We start from the raw sequence: 14,547 nt of genomic DNA on the forward strand, positions 1-14,547 counted from the left end.
CTCAGGCCGCCGCGACCAGCCCGATCACCTTCATCCGCCGCTCGAGCGCTCTGAAGGCGAAGGCGCGCGTCTCGGTGACGCTGATCCCGAAGATCTCGAAGTCGTCGTCATCGGGCGCCCACTTCGGTTTCAGCACCCCCTCGGCGACGGGCGCGATCTCGCCGAGCGTGCGCTGGATCGCGGCGACGTGGCGGGGATCGCTGCGGGCCATGTCGCGCAGGAAGCGCGCGCCGAACGCGACGTGGCGGTGCTCGTCGCGCGCGACGTTGATGAAGCCCTCGACGAAGCCGGGGAGCGTTCCCTCGCGCTCGTTGTAGTCGATGATGAAGTGCTGGCCGGTGAGCGCCAGCATCCCCTCGATCACCATGTGGTAGATCGTGATCGCCTCGACGAGCGTCTCGAGGTCCTCGGGCTCGGTCGCGAGCCGGTCGACGCGCGACTTCAGCATCTCGTCGAAGAGGACGCCGAACTCCGGGTTCAGGTGCTCGCTCGTGGCCGCCAGCTTCTCCTCCAGCCCTTCGACGCCGAGCACGTCGACCTCGCTGTAGAAGCGGTCGAAGAACGCGACGTGCCGGGCCTCGTCGGCGATCTGCGTGCAGAGAAAGAGCCGCATGTCCTCCTGCGGTGCGGCGCGCATCAGCGGCCCCAGCTCGGCCGCGACGCGCTGCTCGCCGATGAAGAAGGCCGACAGGCCGTACATCCGCGCGAAGCGCTCCTCCTCGTCGAATCGCTCGTGCCAGTCGAGCTTGTCCTGCGTGAAGTCGAGGTCCTGGACGGCCCAGTGCTGGCGTTCCCACAGCGAGTACAGCTCGCCGTAGCCGAGCAGGTGCGCCTCGCCTCGGTCGGCGCTGTCGAGCAGCGCCGGGTCGCTCGTGGCACGGAAGTCGACGCGCTCGGTGCGCGGACCGGTTGTTTCGGACACGGCGGACCTCTCCCTCTCACGGGTGGTTGCGCCGACTCTAGCCGAGCGACTGGCTGGCTGGCCAGCCTGAAGTGCGCCTACGGACCGACTTCGCCGCCGGCGACGAGCGTCCCGGCCTCCTGGCCGTCCAGCTCGATCGCGTACTCGCCGGCTCTCAGGCCGGGCAGCCTGACCGCCCCGCGCCCACCAGCGGGGACCTCGAACCGCTGCGCTCTGGGCGTTCCCACGACGACCGTGTGGCGCTTTCCGTCGCCGGAGGAGACCGACACCTCGACGGCGAGGAACGGCGGCACGGTGATCCGCGGCGGCGTCAGGCCGCCGTCTCCGGCGACGAACGTCGCCGGCACACGGACCGGCTCCTCCTCGGCTCTCCCCGGCGGCGGACTCTCGGCCGTCCCCGTCCCGCCGTCCGGCCCGCTCGTCGCGGGCGGCTGCGTCGCCGTCGTCTCGGGCGGCAGCGGCTCGGTCGCCGCCGGCGGCGGCTGCGTCGCGTCAGGCGTGCTTGCGACCGGACCGGTCTGAGCCGCCGGCGGAGTGGAGGTCGAGGTCGCGGCGCTCGTGGCGCCGTCGTCGTCTCCACCGCAGCCGGCGAGGACGCCGGCTCCGAGGACGGCGGCCGCGAGGACGGCGCGAGTGAGGCGTGCGGACATGGCCGTCACCCTACCCGCGCCGCGCGTCCCCACGCCCCGCCCGCCCACCGTGCGCCGGCCCTCACGCGAGCACGCGCGCGTAGACCTCCGTCAAGCGCTCGTAGTAGACCTCCGGCGCATGCTCGGCGCGGGCGCGGGCGAGCCCGTCGGCGGCGCGTGCGGCGCGCAGGCGGGGGTCGGTCCACAGCGCGGCGAGAGCGGCCGTCCACGCCGGCTCGTCGTCGACCGGCAGGGTTGCGGCGGAGCCGACCAGCTCCGGCAGACCGCCGCGATCGCTGGCGAGTACCGGGACGCCGTCGGCGAGCGCCTCGACGACGCTCATCGGGGACGGATCCTGGGCGCGCGACGGAGCGAGCATCACCGCCGCCCCGCGCCGCTGCGCGGCCAGCTCCGGGCCGGGCAGCCGGCCGAGGAAGCGCACGTCACCGCCCGCCGCCAGCGCCCGCAGCGCCGGCTCTGCCGGCCCTTCGCCGGCGATCCGCAGCGGCACGCCCGCCGCGCGCGCCGCGCGCACGGCGACGTCGTAGCCCTTCTCCTCCACGAGCCGGCCGGCGACGAGCGCATACGTCCCGTCGACGGCCGCCGAGTCGGCCGCGATCCGCTCGACCGCGTTCGGCAGCACGACCGCGCCCGGCGGTGCCGCCCCCAGCTGCACGAGCGTCGCCAGCTGCGCCCGGCTGACGACGACGCACGCGTCGGCGTGCGCGAGCAGCCGCGGCTGCTGGCGTGCGATCCCGGCGCCGTAGACGACCGCCTCCGGCAGCGAGCCGCGGCAGCGCAGCCGCACGCCGGGGCGCGTGTCGCGGCCATGGCAGCGTGTGCACGGCGCGCCGTCGCGGTAGGCCATCGCGGTCGCGCAGACGAGGCGGTAGTTGTGCAGGTGGAGCACCACGCGCGCGCCCGCCTCGCGCGCCGCCGCCAGCGCGCGCCAGCCGAGCAGCGGGTGGACGTTGTGGGCGTGGACGACGTCGGCGCGGTGAGCGCGGACCGCCTCGGCCACCGCGCGCTCGTCGAGCCCGCCGCGCAGCAGCCCGCGCGCCGCCTGTGCGGCGCCGGTCTCGGAGCTGTCGCGCTCCAGCCGCGCGACGGCGTGGCCGTGCTCGCGCAGCAGCGTCTCCTGCTGGTCGACGACGCGCTCCTCGCCGCCCGCGGCGCGATAGCGGTTGTGCAGCAGCAGGACGCGCGCCGGCGTGCTGGGTTGGTCCGTCGAGGCCACGAGCGTGCGATTCTGGCAGGCTGCGGCGTCGTGACGATCGCGCTCGTGACCAACGTCATCACGCCGTACCGCGTCCCGCTCTACCGTCTGCTGGCCGAGCGCTACGACGTCGAGGTGCTCTGCTTCGGCGCCGGCCAGAGCTACGTCCCCTCCTGGTTCGGCGACCTCGACGCCCAGCTCGCGGCCGCGCCGTTCCCCGCCCGCCGGCTCGACGGCCCGCGCGCCGCGCTCGCGCTCGGGCGCCGTCACCGCGCCGCGATCGCGCCCGTCGCGGGCGGCGCGATGCTGCCGGCGACGTACGCCGGGATGCGCCTGCGGCGGCGGCCGTTCGTGCTGTGGGGATCGGTCTGGGCGCACCCGCGCGGCAGCGCGAAGGCGGCGATCGGCTTCCCGCTCGTCCGCCACGTCTACCGCCACGCCGACGCGGTCGTGACGTACGGTCCGCACGTCAGCCGCTACGTCGAGCGCTACCGCGGGCGCGACGACGACGTCTTCGTCGCGCCCCAGTCGGTCGAGGCGGACCTCTTCGGCCGCACGGTCGCGGCGGAGGAGGTCGCGGCCTGGCGCGCCGAGGCCGGGCTGCCCGCGACCGGACCGCTCGTGCTGTACGTCGGGCGGCTCGTCGCGGAGAAGGGCCTCCGCGAGCTGCTGGCCGCGTGGCGGCGAGTGCGGGCGCAGCGGCCCGCGGCGACGCTCGTGGTCGCCGGCGACGGCGAGCTGAGAGCCGCGGCCGCGGCGAGCGGCGTGCGGCTGCTCGGCGCCGTCCCACGCGAGCGGCTGCCGGTCGCCTACGCCGCCGCCGATCTCGTCGCGGTCCCGTCGATCCCGACGCCGCGCTTCCGCGAGCCGTGGGGCCTCGTCTGCAACGAGGCGATGCACCAGCGCACACCGGTCGTCGCGACCGACGCGGTCGGCGCCGTCGCCGGCGGACTGGTCCGCGACGGCGAGACGGGGCTCGTCGTCGGCGCCGGCGACGCGGACGCGCTCGCACGCGCGATCGAGCGGCTGCTGGACGACGACGCGCTGCGCGCGCGGATCGGCGACGCCGGCCACGCCGCGCTCGCCGGCCACACGTATGAGCGGATGGCCGACGCGTTCGGCGCGGCGCTCAGCCGCGCCGGCGCGCTCTAGGCGACGACCGACAGCTCGAAGCAGCCGACCGGGAGTTCCCGCACGCGCGACGCGGTGTCAGCCCGCCGCCGTGGAACTCCCAATGCGAAGCACCTATTCCCCGACCGAGAAGAGCGCGTCGAGGTCGTGTCTCGAGTAGACCTCGAACGCGACCATCGTCTGCGTCTTGACGATGCCGGGGAGGCGCGAGAGCGTCTCGGTGACCACGTGGGCGAGGTCGTCGTGCTGGCGCAGCCGCAGGACGGCGACGAAGTCCCACTCGCCCGTGACCGAGTAGGCCTCGGCGACGCCGGAGATCTCGGCGAGCTGGCCGCCGAGGTCGGCGAGCGCGTTGCGCTCCGCCTGTATCAGGACGATCGCGTGCGTCATGGCGACCACGTCTCGCCCGGCGCGAGCACGACGCAGGCGCTGCTCGTCTGCGCCTCGACGTCGGCCTTGAACGCCTGCGCGTCGGTCTCGATCGGCGGGAAAGTGTCGTAGTGGATCGGGATCACCGTCTTGGCGCCGATCAGCTTCACCGCCTCGACCGCGTCGTGGCGGTCCATCGTGTAGTGGCCGCCGATCGGCACGAGCGCGACGTCGAGCGTGCGCCCGCGGCCGGCGAGCGCCAGGTCGGAGAAGAGGCAGGTGTCGCCGAGGTGGTAGATCGTCGTGCCCTTGAAGTCGATCACGAGGCCGGCGGCGACGTGCGCCGTGCCGCTCGGCGAGACGGCGGTGTGGAGCGCCGGGACGAGCTTCACCGATCCCCACTCGAAGCTGACGGTGCCGCCGAGGTTGGGGTCGACGACGTCGACGCCCTGCCCGCCGATCTCGTTCGCCAGCTCGACGATCGCCACGACCGTCGCGCGCGTGCGCTGCGCGATCGCGACCGTGTCGCCGAGATGGTCGCCGTGACCGTGCGTCAGCAGGATCGCGTCGGCGTCGAGCTCGTCGGCGCTCGCGGCAGCTCTCGGGTTCCCGGTGAGGAACGGATCGGTCAGGACCGTCGTGCCGCCGTCGCTCAGCGAGAACGCCGACTGCCCGAGGAATCGCAGCTCCATCTCACTCCCCCTTCGAGGTGTCGTCCGATTCGAGTGTCCGCGCCAGCTCGAAGCCGACCGCGACGCCGACGAGCATGCCGAGCCGCGCCTCCTCCGCCACGAGCGTGCTGATCGCGACCTTCCGCTGCGCCAGGTCGTCCTCGCCGGCCGCCGCGTGGACGGCCTGGTCGTGGACGTCGCCGAACCAGCCGCCCTGCGAGAGCGCGGTGTTCAGCACTCTCTGCAACGACGGCGCGGCGCGGGCGACCAGCTCCTGTGCCTCGCGCAGGCGCTCGGCGTCGGCCAGGGAGGCGACCGCCGCGTCGATCTCGGCATCGCTGTATGCGCGGTTCGCCATTGCCAGCATCGTAGCGTCGCGGCGCCGCAGCGCCCCGCGCCGCTCTCAGCGGCGGGCGATGCGCGCGAGCGGAAGGCCGACGAGCAGCCCAGCCAGCAGGCCGGTCGCGCCGGCGAGCGCGTCAGCGGTCTCGAGCGCGACGGGCAGCAGCAGCAGGACGACCGCGAACGTCGCGGCGCCGAGCAGATCGCCGTCGATCTCGCGTCCCTTGCGCAGGTCGAGCACGTCCGGGACCGCCCAGGCGGCGACGAACGCGAGCGCGATGCCGTTGCCGCCGAGCGCGAACGGCACCGTCTCCACCGCCGCGGCGACGGCCATGCCGCCGGCGCCGCCGAGCAGGGCCAGCAGCACGACGACGAGCGGCCCGTGGCGCCGCTCCAGCAGCCAGCCGAAGATCGCGATCGAGAACAGCGCCACGAACGCATAGCCGCTGTTGTCGTAGGCGAACGGCGCCGTCAGCACGTGCCACCACGGATCGGGGGCGAGGCTGTTCGCGCCGGCGAACAGCATCACGTCGGAGAGCGGCACGACGGCCGCTCTGGTCAGGACGAGCAGCACGAGGCTGGCGACGACGATCGCGATCGTCGCGTACGGGCGCGAGTCGATCCGGATGCCGGGGATCTCCCCGCGGCGCAGCGGACCGAGCGACGGCGCCGGCGAGCGCTTCGGCTTGCGCGGCTTCTCCTTCGGGCGCCCTTCTCTGTCGAGCTTCGGCGCGCGCTTGCGCAACCGGTTTCCGCAGTACGGGCACTCGGTGATGTACGGGCTGACTTCCGACCCGCAGCTCTTGCAGATGACGAACAGGTCAGGGCCGCCGCTGCTCACGCACCCAGTCTAGTCCTCAGCGGCGGATTCGGGGCGCCCGAACGCACGGGGGGCCGAACTTCACACCGCGGTGGCCGCGACGATCTCGGCGACGACCTCGCGCAGGTCGTGGTTGGCCTCGTAGACGACGCGCTGCCGCGCCGCCCCGTTGCCGCGTTCCAGCAGGTCCTCGATCCCCTCCAGCTCGGCCGCCGAGCCGAGGTCCTGGGCGTGGTCGCGCAGACGGTCGAGCAGCCGGTGCGCCAGCTCGCGCGTGCGCACGCGCTCGGTGCTCGGCAGGTCGACCAGCTCGCCGTCGAGTCCGTGCCGCGCGGCCAGCCACTTGTTCTCGTCGATCATCTGGTGCGGGTACTTCGACAGCCGCTTGCCGGCCTCGAAGTGCTCGGCCAGCTCCTTCACCATCGCCTGGATCAGCGCCGCGAACGCGAGCGTGTGCTCGACCCGCGTCTGCGAGTCCATCACGCGAATCTCGACCGTGCCGAGGTTGGGGTGCGGGCGCACGTCGTACCAGAGATAGGTGTAGTCCTCGATCACCCTGCTCTCCACCATGAAGCCGATCTTCGCCGCGTAGTCGTCCCAGTCGTCGTACGTCGGCGGGATGCCGACGCGCGGGAAGGCGCGGAAGATCGGCGTGCGGGTCGACGCGAGGCCGGTCGCGTCGGCGCGCCAGAAGGGCGAGTTGGCCGACAGTGCGAGCAGCACCGGCAGGTGGATGCGCATGCCGTTCGCGACGTGGATCGCCTTGTCGGCGTCGTCGAGCCCGACATGGACGTGCTGGCCGAAGATGATCTCCTGGCGCGCGACGAACTTGAGGTCGGAGACGAGGTCGCGGTAGCGCGTGCGGCCGACGATCCGCTGCTCCTCCCACATCGCGAACGGATGTGTGCCGGCGGAGCCGATCGCGAGGCCGCGGCTGGCGGCCGTCTCGCGCACCTGCCGGCGCAGGTCTCGCAGCTCCTCGCCGGCCGCCGCGGCGTCCGGCTGCGGCGAGGTCGCGATCTCCAGCACCGACTCCATCAGCTCGGGCTTGACCTGGTCTGAGGTCGAGTCCTCGAGCATGCCCTCGATCGCGTTCGCCAGCTCCAGCGACTCGGCGTCGAGGATCATCAGCTCCTCTTCGATGCCGATCGTGTAGTTCGGGCCGTCGAAATGCGCCTCCACGGGGGCGCAAGCGTATCCGGAACGGCCCTGCTCCAGTGGGCTTCGGGGTCTAGACTCGATTGTCACAAGGAACAGTCCCTCCCCCGACGCAGAGGACGGATTCATGGCTCTCGGCTACGACGGCAGGCTGTACATCCTCGCCTTCGACCACCGCGGCTCCTTCCAGAAGAAGATGTTCGGGATCGACGGCGACCCGACGCCGGAGCAGACCGCGACGATCGCCGACTCCAAGCAGCTGATCTACGAGGGCATGGCGCTCGCCGCCGACCGTGGCGTCGAGAACAGCGCCGTCGGGGTCCTCGTCGACGAGCAGTTCGGCGGCGGGATCCCGGCGGAGGCGAAGGCGAAGGGCCTCAAGCTCGCGATGCCGGTCGAGAAGAGCGGGCAGAACGAGTTCGACTTCCAGTACGGCGACGACTTCGGCGCCCACATCGAGTCGTTCGACCCCGATTTCGCGAAGGTCCTCGTCCGCTACAACCCGGACGACGACCCCGCGCTCAACGAGCGTCAGAACGAGCGCCTCAAGCGCCTCGCGGACTGGCTGCACGCGAACGGCCGCAAGTTCCTCTACGAGCTGCTCGTGCCCGCCACCGACGCGCAGCTCGCCTCCGTCGGCGGCGACGCCGACCGCTACGACGCCGAGCTGCGGCCGGAGCTGATGCGGCGCGCGATCGAGGAGGCGCAGGCGTACGGGATCGAGGTCGACGTCTGGAAGATCGAGGGCGTCGACGCCCGCGGCGACGCGCAGCTGCTCGCGGAGCAGACGCGCAAGGGAGCGGGCCGCGAGGGCGTCGTCTGCGTCCTGCTCGGGCGCGGCGCCAGCGACGCCAAGGTCGACCACTGGCTGCGCGAGGCGGCGCCGGTCGAGGGCTTCGTCGGCTTCGCGATCGGCCGCTCGATCTGGTGGGACGCGCTGAGAGGCTTCCTCGACGGAAGCGTCTCGCGCGCGGGCGCGACGGCGCAGATCGCGGACAACTACCTCCGCTTCATCACGGTCTACGAGCAGCAGGAAGTCCACTAGCACCCGCCCTTCCCGCGGAGTCGGCCGTCAAACGCCCGACTCTGCATCGGCGCACGCGCGCCCGCTCCACATGGGCGCGCGGCTGCTCTAGCCTCGCCCGCGTGACCTGGCCCCGCGCCATTCCCTGGATCGCGCTGCTGCTCGTCGCCGGCCTCGTGCTCGGCGGCGTCGAGCTGCCCGGCTGGCTCGGCGGCGACGACGAGGCGCTCGCGCCGGGCGGCAGCGCCGCGGCGCGCGTCGAGCGGGTCGTCGACGGCGACACGATCGCCGTCGAGGTCGACGGTCGCGAGGAGCGCGTGCGCTACATCGGCGTCGACACGCCGGAGACGGTCAAGCCCGACGCGCCGGTCGAGTGCTACGGACCGGCCGCAAGCGCGCTCAACAAGCGGCTCGTCGCCGCGGGCGCCGACGTGACGCTGCGGTTCGACCGCGAGCTGCGCGACCGCTACGGACGGCTGCTCGCGTACGTGTACCGCGCGGACGACAGGTTGTCCGTCAACGCGCGGCTCGTGCAGGAGGGCGCCGCGCGCACGCTCCCGATCGCGCCCAACACCGCCCATGCGGGAGAGCTGGCGCGCTTGCAGTCGGGCGCGAGGGCCGCCGGCCGCGGGCTGTGGGGCGCCTGCTGAGTGTCATAACGGTGCTAGGCTTTCGCACTTCATGAGAATGCGTCAAAGCCTTGCGCAGTTCGAGCAGGCCTTCTACGAGGAATCCGCGCTCGACCGCTCCCGTCGCGAACGTCTCGCGACGACCGCGCAGCAGCGGACGCGGAAGCGCCAACTCGAGAAGATCCACAAGCGTGGGTCGATCCGCTTCGCGCTGCTCGTGCTCGCGCTCATCGCGACGGCCGTCGTCGTGACGATCGCGATGTTCGAGACGCTCTACATGGTCATGGGCTGAGGCGGAACCGGCAGCCGGCCGGTTCCTCTCACGACTCTCCGTCGCCACCGCCGAGCTTGCGCAGCGCGGCGTCGACTTCCTCCCTCGCGCCTTCGCCAGCAGCCAGGTTCTCCTGCTGGATCTCGAGGTAGACCTCTTTGCGGAACACCGGGATGTCGCGCGGCGCCTGGATCCCGATGCGAACCTTCTCCCCCATCACGGCGAGCACGGAGACCTCTATGTCGTCGCCGATCATGATGCTCTGGTTGGACTTGCGCGTAAGGACCAACATTGCGCTCTCTGCCTCCCTGCTGCCTGGTGGCCGGAACACGACCGGGGAGGGCAAGTCATCAGACGGCCGGTCGCTCAAAAAGCAAGCATAACGAGCAGATGCAGCGGTCTTGGCATTTCCTTCCGCTTTCCTCCTGCAGCTCGGCGGGTCGCCGTCATCGCACTTTCCGCTAGTGTCCGCGCGCGATGGCACGACGCTCACTTCGTCCCCAGCTCAATCAGATCCGCCAGTGGGTCCGCCAAGGACGCACTGACGCTTGGATCGCGCACCAGCTCGAGGTCACGACGCAGCAGATCGCCTCCTTCAAGCGCGAGAACGAGCTCGTCGCCGACGACGTCGACACCGAAACCGGTGCCGACTTCGACGACGAGATCGATCTCCGTGCGGAGGACGACGCGCTGATCGCCGCTGAACTCGAAGCAGCGCAGGCCGCCAAGGCCAAGGCCGAGGCGGAAGCCGCCGAAGCCAAGGCCAAGGAAGAGGCCGCCAGGGCCAAGGCCCGGAAGAAGCAGGCGGAGACCGATGACGACGAAGACGGCGACAAGCCGTCGCGTCGCCGTGGTCGCCGCGGCGGGCGCGGGCGCCGCAAGGCGCACGCCGGCCCGCTCGAGGGTACGTTCGACCACGGCGAGGAGGGCTACGGACTGTGGCTCGACCCCGCCGTCCAGGACGACCCCGTCTACGCCGAGCACTGGGCGGGTCACCGTCCGATCGAGATCACGATCGAGGAAGACCAGATCGTGATCCGGCGCGTCGGCGAAGACGACGACGAGTAAATGGCGAGCGGGGTTCCTGGGGGACCCCGCAACCCACTCGCACCCGATCCCAGCCGCACGCTGACCGAGCCGCGCGCTCACCGAGCCGCGCGCTCACCGAGCCGCGCGCTCTGCGCAGCTTCGCGCTCGCTCAGCCGGGCGTTCGCTCAGCCGCGCGCTCGCTCAGCCGCGCATCGGTCTGTCGAGCGGCTCGGACTGCCGCTCCAGCTCCTCGCGCGTGCGGCGGCGCCCGCCCGACCAGTCGACCGCCTCGCGCACGTAGCGCGAGAAAGCCGCCCCGCCGACGGTCTGTGCGTCCCACGCGTTCGGATGGTGAGGCGCGGTCGCGATCGCGACGTCGAGCACCCAGTCGCTGCCGCGACTGTAGAGCGCTGCCAGCTCGTCGGTCGTGAACGCCCCGCCGAGGCGGCGACGCAGCTCGTCGACGACGGCGTCCGTCACGCGTTCCAGCTGCGTGCGGTCGACCGGATCGGCGTCGCGCAGGCGCCGCTGTCCCTCGTCCCACAGCTGAAGCGCGGTGTCCGTCTCCACCCGCCTCAGATTAGCTGCGACCGCGCGCGTCAGTCGTCCGGCAGCCCGCTCACGACGTACGGCCGCTCGCCGGGCCGCACCATGCCGAGGCGACGCGCCTCGGTCTCGATCGTGCGCGGGTCTCTCAGCTCCTTCGAGCGCGCCGTCAGCGCGTCGTGCTCGCGTTCCAGCTCGTCGAGCTGCTGCTGCTGCTTGTTGGAGTCACGCCACGTCGCGACGTACGAACGCGCCGGCTGGACGTAGAGCGCGACGACCGCGAGCAGCAGGAGCAGCAGCGCGACACGGCCGACGCGATCCCAGCGGACGCGCATCGCCGCCGCGCCGAACGCGGTCGCGGCGGGTGGGCGTTGCGATCTGCGGGCGGGACGGCGCGGCGGTGAGGCTGGCGGCATTCCGACAGCTTCGCGCGCCGCCCGCGATCTCCTCCCGCACGTGTCGGCTGCAAGACGGCGCCCCGGCGGGGCGCCGTCACAGGCGTGCTACTGGCCCTTGAAGGCCGCGCGACCGGGGAAGACGGCGTCGTTGCCGAGCGCCTCCTCGATCCGCAGCAGCTGGTTGTACTTCGCGACGCGGTCCGAGCGGGCGGGCGCTCCGGTCTTGATCTGGCCGCAGCCGGTCGCGACCGCGAGGTCGGCGATCGTGACGTCCTCGGTCTCGCCGGAGCGGTGCGACATGACGGCCGTGTAGCCGTTCTCGCGCGCGAGCTTGATCGCGTCGAGCGTCTCGGTCAGCGTGCCGATCTGGTTGACCTTGATCAGGATCGAGTTGCCGACGCCGGCGTCGATGCCGCGCTTCAAACGCTGCACGTTCGTGACGAAGAGGTCGTCGCCGACGAGCTGGAGCTTGGAGCCGAGCCGATCGGTGAGCGTCGACCAGCCGCCCCAGTCGCCCTCGTCCATGCCGTCCTCGATCGAGACGATCGGGTAGCGCCCCGCCATCTCGGCCCAGTAGGACGCCATCTCCTCGGCGGTGAGGCTGCGGTTCTCGTGCTCGAGCACGTAGCGGCCGTTCTCGTAGATCTCGCTCGTCGCGGGGTCGAGCGCGATCGCGACCTGCTCGCCGGGGGTGTAGCCGGCGGCCTCGATGCCGCGCACGAGCACCTGCAGCGCCTCCTCGTTGGAGCCGAGGTCGGGTGCGAAGCCGCCCTCGTCGCCGACGGCGGTGCTGAGGCGGCGGTCGTGCAGGTTCTTCTTCAGCTGGTGGTAGATCTCGACGCCCCAGCGCAGCGCCTCGGAGAACGACGACGCCCCCCACGGGACGATCATGAACTCCTGGAAGTCGATCTTGTTGTCGGCGTGCGCGCCGCCGTTGAGGACGTTCATCATCGGCACCGGCAGGATGTGCGCGGCGTCGCCGCCGAGGTAGCGCCAGAGCGGCTGCCGCTCCTCGGCCGCCGCGGCGTGGGCGGCCGCGAGCGAGACCGCGAGCGTCGCGTTGGCGCCGAGACGCGACTTGCTCGGCGTGCCGTCGAGATCGATCAGCAGGCGGTCGATGCCCGCCTGGTTGGTCGCGTCCTTGCCGCGCACGGCGGTGGCGATCTCGCCGTTGACGTTCGCGACTGCCTTCGCGACACCCTTGCCCGCCCACTTGTCGCCGCCGTCGCGCAGCTCGGTCGCCTCGTACTCGCCGGTCGAGGCACCGGACGGAACCGCAGCCCGGCCCCACGCGCCCGAGCGCAGGCTCAGCTCCACCTCGACGGTGGGGTTGCCGCGGCTGTCGAGAATCTGGCGCGCGTGGACGTGCTCGATCTGGCTCATGCGTCTCGGTCTCCTAGATGGTCTCGTTCGGGTTCGTTCATGCGCGCCCGCGCGTAGTACGCGAGCTGCTGGTCAGGCGTCAGCTCGTCCCATGCGCGCTCGTCGCGCGCGGCGAGCGCCGCGCCGGTCTCGACGCGGCCGCGGAAGCGCTCGCTCGCGGCGCGCAGCGCAAGCTCGGGATCGACCTTCAGCTTGCGCGCGACGTTGACGGCCGCGAACAGCACGTCGCCGAGCTCGTGGAAGCGCGCGTCGCGGGCGGCGTCGCCGTCGGCCTCGGCGACTTCGATCAGCTCGTCCAGCTCGTCGCGGACCGACTGCAGCGGCCCTTCGACGCCGGGGAAGTCGAAGCCGCTGGAGGCGGCGCGGCGCTGCACCTTGCGCGCATGCAGCAGCGAGGGCAGGTTCTCGGGGACCTCGGCGAAGATCCCCTGCTCGCGGCCGGCCTCGCCCTGCTTGATCTTGTCCCAGTTGCGCAGGACCTCGCCCGCGTTCTCGACCTCCACCGCACCGAAGATGTGCGGGTGGCGGCGGATCAGCTTCTGGCGCGTGTTCTCGGCGACCGCGGCGAGATCGCCGGCGCCGCGCTCCTCCAACAGGAGCGCGAGGAAGTGGACCTGGAAGAGGACGTCGCCGAGCTCGTCGAGCAGTTTGACGTCGTCGCGGCGGTTGGCCGCATCGGCGAGCTCGTACGCCTCCTCGAGCGTGTGCGGGACGATCGTGCGCTCGTCCTGCTCGCGGTCCCACGGACACTCTCGCCGCAGGCGACGGGTGAGCTCGTCGAGGCGCAGCAGCGCCTCCTGGATCTCTGAGCGGCTCGTGGTCACTGACGCGGCAGACTACTCAGCCGAAGTCCGCCGCGTCCGCGTGCCGAGGTGACCCTGCGGCGCGCACCGCGAGTTCCCGCTAACGACGCGCAGTTCTGTGCGCCGCCGTGGAACTCGCAATGCGAAGCACGCGCAGCACTATCTTTGCGGCGTCGTCGCGACGGTACCGCCCGCCGTCGACGTGGTTCTCGCTCTGGGAGCGTTGCTGCAGATCTCGATGACGTAGCCTCTGCGGCAGTTCGTCAGCTTCGTCCAGCGCTCCTGGAACTCTCTGGCGAAGTCGTTGAGCTTTCTCGACGAGCCCTGCTGTCTCAGCAGCTCTCTGATCTGCTCTCTCGATTCGGCGAGCGAGTTCTGCTTCGCCGGGGTCACTCTCGTGACGCGGACGATGTACCAGCCGAACTGACCTCTGACCGGGCCGACGATGACGTCGGTTCTGGCATTGAACGCGGCGGTGTCGAGCGCTCTGTCCTGCTGGCCTCTCGCGACGCCGAGCAGTCTGCCGCCGTTGCCCTTGGAGAGCGCGTCGGTCGAGTATCTTCTCGCCGCCGCGGCCCACGAGGTGCCGCTCTCGATCGCTCTCTTGGCCTCGTTCGCCTGCGCCTCGGTTCTGGTGAGGATGATCTCGAGGTCGCGGCGCTCCGGTACGGCGAACTGATCTCTGTTTCTGTTGTAGTACGCCGTGATCTGAGCGGAGGTGACGTCGCCGGCCTCTCTCTGGATCTTCTCGGTGATTCTCGTCGAGAGGTCCTGGATGCGCAGGCGGAAGAGGATGTCTCTCTCCGTCATGCCCGATCTTCTGAGGAAGCTCTCGTAGTCGCCTCTTCTCGGGAACGACTGTCTCTTCGTCTCTTCGAGCGTTCTCTGGACGTCGGCGTCACTGACGCTGACGCCGAGCTCGTCGGCCTCCTTCTCGATCCAGTCGGCCTGGATCAGGAGCGCCATCGACTGCTGCATGATCTGCGTCTCGACCTGTCTGCACTGCGCTCTCAGCTGACTGTCGGACGGCGTCGTTCTCGCTCTCGCGTCTCTCGACTGTCTCTCGAGAGCGGCGATGCATCTCTCGTAGTTCGGCGGATCCGGGATTATCACCGGCGATCCTTGCGCGCCGGGGCTCTTCGCGTTGATCAGAGCCCAACGCTCGTAGTCCGCCTTCGTGATGGGCGTTCCATCAACCGACGCAAC

General features: G+C 71.5%; 19 protein-coding genes. 5 read left to right on the forward strand and 14 right to left on the reverse strand.

Annotated features, from left to right (window positions below; all coding sequences use genetic code 11):
• Position 1: 1 nt before the first annotated feature.
• The 3 genes from CWOE_RS26210 to CWOE_RS33690 form a co-directional block, all read right to left on the reverse strand.
• Positions 2 to 922, reverse strand: a complete 921-nt coding sequence (locus tag CWOE_RS26210) for a ribonucleotide-diphosphate reductase subunit beta (RefSeq protein WP_012936679.1) — start codon at positions 920 to 922, stop codon at positions 2 to 4.
• 77 nt (positions 923 to 999) lie between these two features.
• A complete protein-coding gene (locus CWOE_RS26215; RefSeq protein ID WP_012936680.1) occupies positions 1,000 to 1,572 on the reverse strand; it encodes a hypothetical protein in 573 nt (190 codons plus the stop codon).
• 61 nt (positions 1,573 to 1,633) lie between these two features.
• On the reverse strand, positions 1,634 to 2,788 hold the full coding sequence (locus CWOE_RS33690) for a glycosyltransferase family 4 protein (protein WP_012936681.1): 1,155 nt from the start codon (positions 2,786 to 2,788) through the stop codon (positions 1,634 to 1,636).
• Between the two features lie 30 nt (positions 2,789 to 2,818).
• On the opposite strand from CWOE_RS33690, the gene CWOE_RS33695 reads away from it, so the two are divergent.
• Positions 2,819 to 3,919, forward strand: a complete 1,101-nt coding sequence (locus CWOE_RS33695; protein ID WP_012936682.1) for a glycosyltransferase family 4 protein — start codon at positions 2,819 to 2,821, stop codon at positions 3,917 to 3,919.
• Positions 3,920 to 4,012: 93 nt separating this feature from the next.
• Here CWOE_RS33695 and CWOE_RS26230 read toward each other — a convergent pair whose 3' ends face one another.
• The 5 genes from CWOE_RS26230 to CWOE_RS26250 are packed head-to-tail and all read right to left on the reverse strand — an operon-like array spanning position 4,013 to position 7,282.
• Positions 4,013 to 4,288: an Lrp/AsnC family transcriptional regulator gene (locus CWOE_RS26230; protein ID WP_012936683.1), complete on the reverse strand. Its 276-nt coding sequence runs from the start codon at positions 4,286 to 4,288 to the stop codon at positions 4,013 to 4,015.
• Positions 4,285 to 4,959 carry a metal-dependent hydrolase gene (locus CWOE_RS26235; protein ID WP_012936684.1) on the reverse strand — a complete coding sequence of 225 codons (675 nt, stop codon included), beginning with the start codon at positions 4,957 to 4,959 and terminating at the stop codon, positions 4,285 to 4,287. Before CWOE_RS26235 ends, CWOE_RS26230 begins: the two co-directional genes overlap by 4 nt.
• Position 4,960: 1 nt before the next feature.
• On the reverse strand, positions 4,961 to 5,296 hold the full coding sequence (locus CWOE_RS26240; protein ID WP_041731013.1) for a hypothetical protein: 336 nt from the start codon (positions 5,294 to 5,296) through the stop codon (positions 4,961 to 4,963).
• A 45-nt stretch (positions 5,297 to 5,341) separates the two neighbouring features.
• Positions 5,342 to 6,121: a rhomboid family intramembrane serine protease gene (locus tag CWOE_RS26245; RefSeq protein WP_012936686.1), complete on the reverse strand. Its 780-nt coding sequence runs from the start codon at positions 6,119 to 6,121 to the stop codon at positions 5,342 to 5,344.
• 60 nt (positions 6,122 to 6,181) lie between these two features.
• A complete protein-coding gene (locus CWOE_RS26250; protein WP_012936687.1) occupies positions 6,182 to 7,282 on the reverse strand; it encodes a carboxylate-amine ligase in 1,101 nt (366 codons plus the stop codon).
• A gap of 103 nt (positions 7,283 to 7,385) precedes the next feature.
• On the opposite strand from CWOE_RS26250, the gene CWOE_RS26255 reads away from it, so the two are divergent.
• The 3 genes from CWOE_RS26255 to CWOE_RS26265 all read left to right on the forward strand — a co-directional run bounded on the left by CWOE_RS26255 (position 7,386) and on the right by CWOE_RS26265 (position 9,203).
• Entirely contained in the window at positions 7,386 to 8,303 is a 918-nt protein-coding gene (locus CWOE_RS26255) for a 2-deoxy-5-keto-D-gluconate 6-phosphate aldolase domain-containing protein (RefSeq protein WP_012936688.1), read from the forward strand.
• A gap of 101 nt (positions 8,304 to 8,404) precedes the next feature.
• The gene (locus tag CWOE_RS26260; protein WP_012936689.1) at positions 8,405 to 8,932 is read left to right on the forward strand and encodes a thermonuclease family protein; all 528 of its coding nucleotides are present in this window, start codon (positions 8,405 to 8,407) and stop codon (positions 8,930 to 8,932) included.
• 31 nt (positions 8,933 to 8,963) lie between these two features.
• Positions 8,964 to 9,203, forward strand: coding sequence for a hypothetical protein (locus CWOE_RS26265; RefSeq protein ID WP_012936690.1), 240 nt, complete (start codon positions 8,964 to 8,966; stop codon positions 9,201 to 9,203).
• A gap of 28 nt (positions 9,204 to 9,231) precedes the next feature.
• Here the strand turns inward: CWOE_RS26265 and csrA are convergent, their stop codons facing one another.
• A complete protein-coding gene (csrA, locus tag CWOE_RS26270; RefSeq protein ID WP_012936691.1) occupies positions 9,232 to 9,474 on the reverse strand; it encodes a carbon storage regulator CsrA in 243 nt (80 codons plus the stop codon).
• A gap of 185 nt (positions 9,475 to 9,659) precedes the next feature.
• Between csrA and CWOE_RS26275 the strand changes: the two genes are divergently transcribed.
• Positions 9,660 to 10,250: a hypothetical protein gene (locus CWOE_RS26275; protein WP_012936692.1), complete on the forward strand. Its 591-nt coding sequence runs from the start codon at positions 9,660 to 9,662 to the stop codon at positions 10,248 to 10,250.
• A gap of 162 nt (positions 10,251 to 10,412) precedes the next feature.
• Here CWOE_RS26275 and CWOE_RS31525 read toward each other — a convergent pair whose 3' ends face one another.
• The 5 genes from CWOE_RS31525 to CWOE_RS26295 form a co-directional block, all read right to left on the reverse strand.
• Positions 10,413 to 10,781, reverse strand: a complete 369-nt coding sequence (locus CWOE_RS31525; RefSeq protein ID WP_012936693.1) for a hypothetical protein — start codon at positions 10,779 to 10,781, stop codon at positions 10,413 to 10,415.
• 29 nt (positions 10,782 to 10,810) lie between these two features.
• A complete protein-coding gene (locus CWOE_RS26280; RefSeq protein ID WP_081425518.1) occupies positions 10,811 to 11,173 on the reverse strand; it encodes an FtsB family cell division protein in 363 nt (120 codons plus the stop codon).
• An 87-nt stretch (positions 11,174 to 11,260) separates the two neighbouring features.
• On the reverse strand, positions 11,261 to 12,538 hold the full coding sequence (gene eno / locus CWOE_RS26285) for a phosphopyruvate hydratase (protein ID WP_012936695.1): 1,278 nt from the start codon (positions 12,536 to 12,538) through the stop codon (positions 11,261 to 11,263).
• On the reverse strand, positions 12,535 to 13,362 hold the full coding sequence (mazG, locus tag CWOE_RS26290) for a nucleoside triphosphate pyrophosphohydrolase (RefSeq protein WP_012936696.1): 828 nt from the start codon (positions 13,360 to 13,362) through the stop codon (positions 12,535 to 12,537). The genes eno and mazG overlap by 4 nt, the downstream gene beginning before the upstream one ends.
• A 138-nt stretch (positions 13,363 to 13,500) precedes the next feature.
• A complete protein-coding gene (locus CWOE_RS26295) occupies positions 13,501 to 14,454 on the reverse strand; it encodes a peptidyl-prolyl cis-trans isomerase (RefSeq protein WP_236262164.1) in 954 nt (317 codons plus the stop codon).
• Positions 14,455 to 14,547: the final 93 nt, after the last annotated feature.

The sequence above is a fragment of the Conexibacter woesei DSM 14684 genome (genome assembly GCF_000025265.1).
Classification (GTDB): Bacteria; Actinomycetota; Thermoleophilia; order Solirubrobacterales; family Solirubrobacteraceae; genus Conexibacter; species Conexibacter woesei.

Excerpts from the sequence above, each read along its gene's own strand:
- CWOE_RS26265 (WP_012936690.1), top strand. The coding sequence starts at position 8,964 with ATGAGAATGCGTCAAAGCCTTGCGCAGTTCGAGCAGGCCTTCTACGAG.
- CWOE_RS26280 (WP_081425518.1), bottom strand. The coding sequence starts at position 11,173 with ATGCCGCCAGCCTCACCGCCGCGCCGTCCCGCCCGCAGATCGCAACGC.
- CWOE_RS26275 (WP_012936692.1), top strand. The coding sequence starts at position 9,660 with ATGGCACGACGCTCACTTCGTCCCCAGCTCAATCAGATCCGCCAGTGG.
- CWOE_RS26215 (WP_012936680.1), bottom strand. The coding sequence starts at position 1,572 with ATGTCCGCACGCCTCACTCGCGCCGTCCTCGCGGCCGCCGTCCTCGGA.
- CWOE_RS26240 (WP_041731013.1), bottom strand. The coding sequence starts at position 5,296 with ATGGCGAACCGCGCATACAGCGATGCCGAGATCGACGCGGCGGTCGCC.
- CWOE_RS26235 (WP_012936684.1), bottom strand. The coding sequence starts at position 4,959 with ATGGAGCTGCGATTCCTCGGGCAGTCGGCGTTCTCGCTGAGCGACGGC.
- eno (WP_012936695.1), bottom strand. The coding sequence starts at position 12,538 with ATGAGCCAGATCGAGCACGTCCACGCGCGCCAGATTCTCGACAGCCGC.
- csrA (WP_012936691.1), bottom strand. The coding sequence starts at position 9,474 with ATGTTGGTCCTTACGCGCAAGTCCAACCAGAGCATCATGATCGGCGAC.
- CWOE_RS26255 (WP_012936688.1), top strand. The coding sequence starts at position 7,386 with ATGGCTCTCGGCTACGACGGCAGGCTGTACATCCTCGCCTTCGACCAC.
- CWOE_RS26230 (WP_012936683.1), bottom strand. The coding sequence starts at position 4,288 with ATGACGCACGCGATCGTCCTGATACAGGCGGAGCGCAACGCGCTCGCC.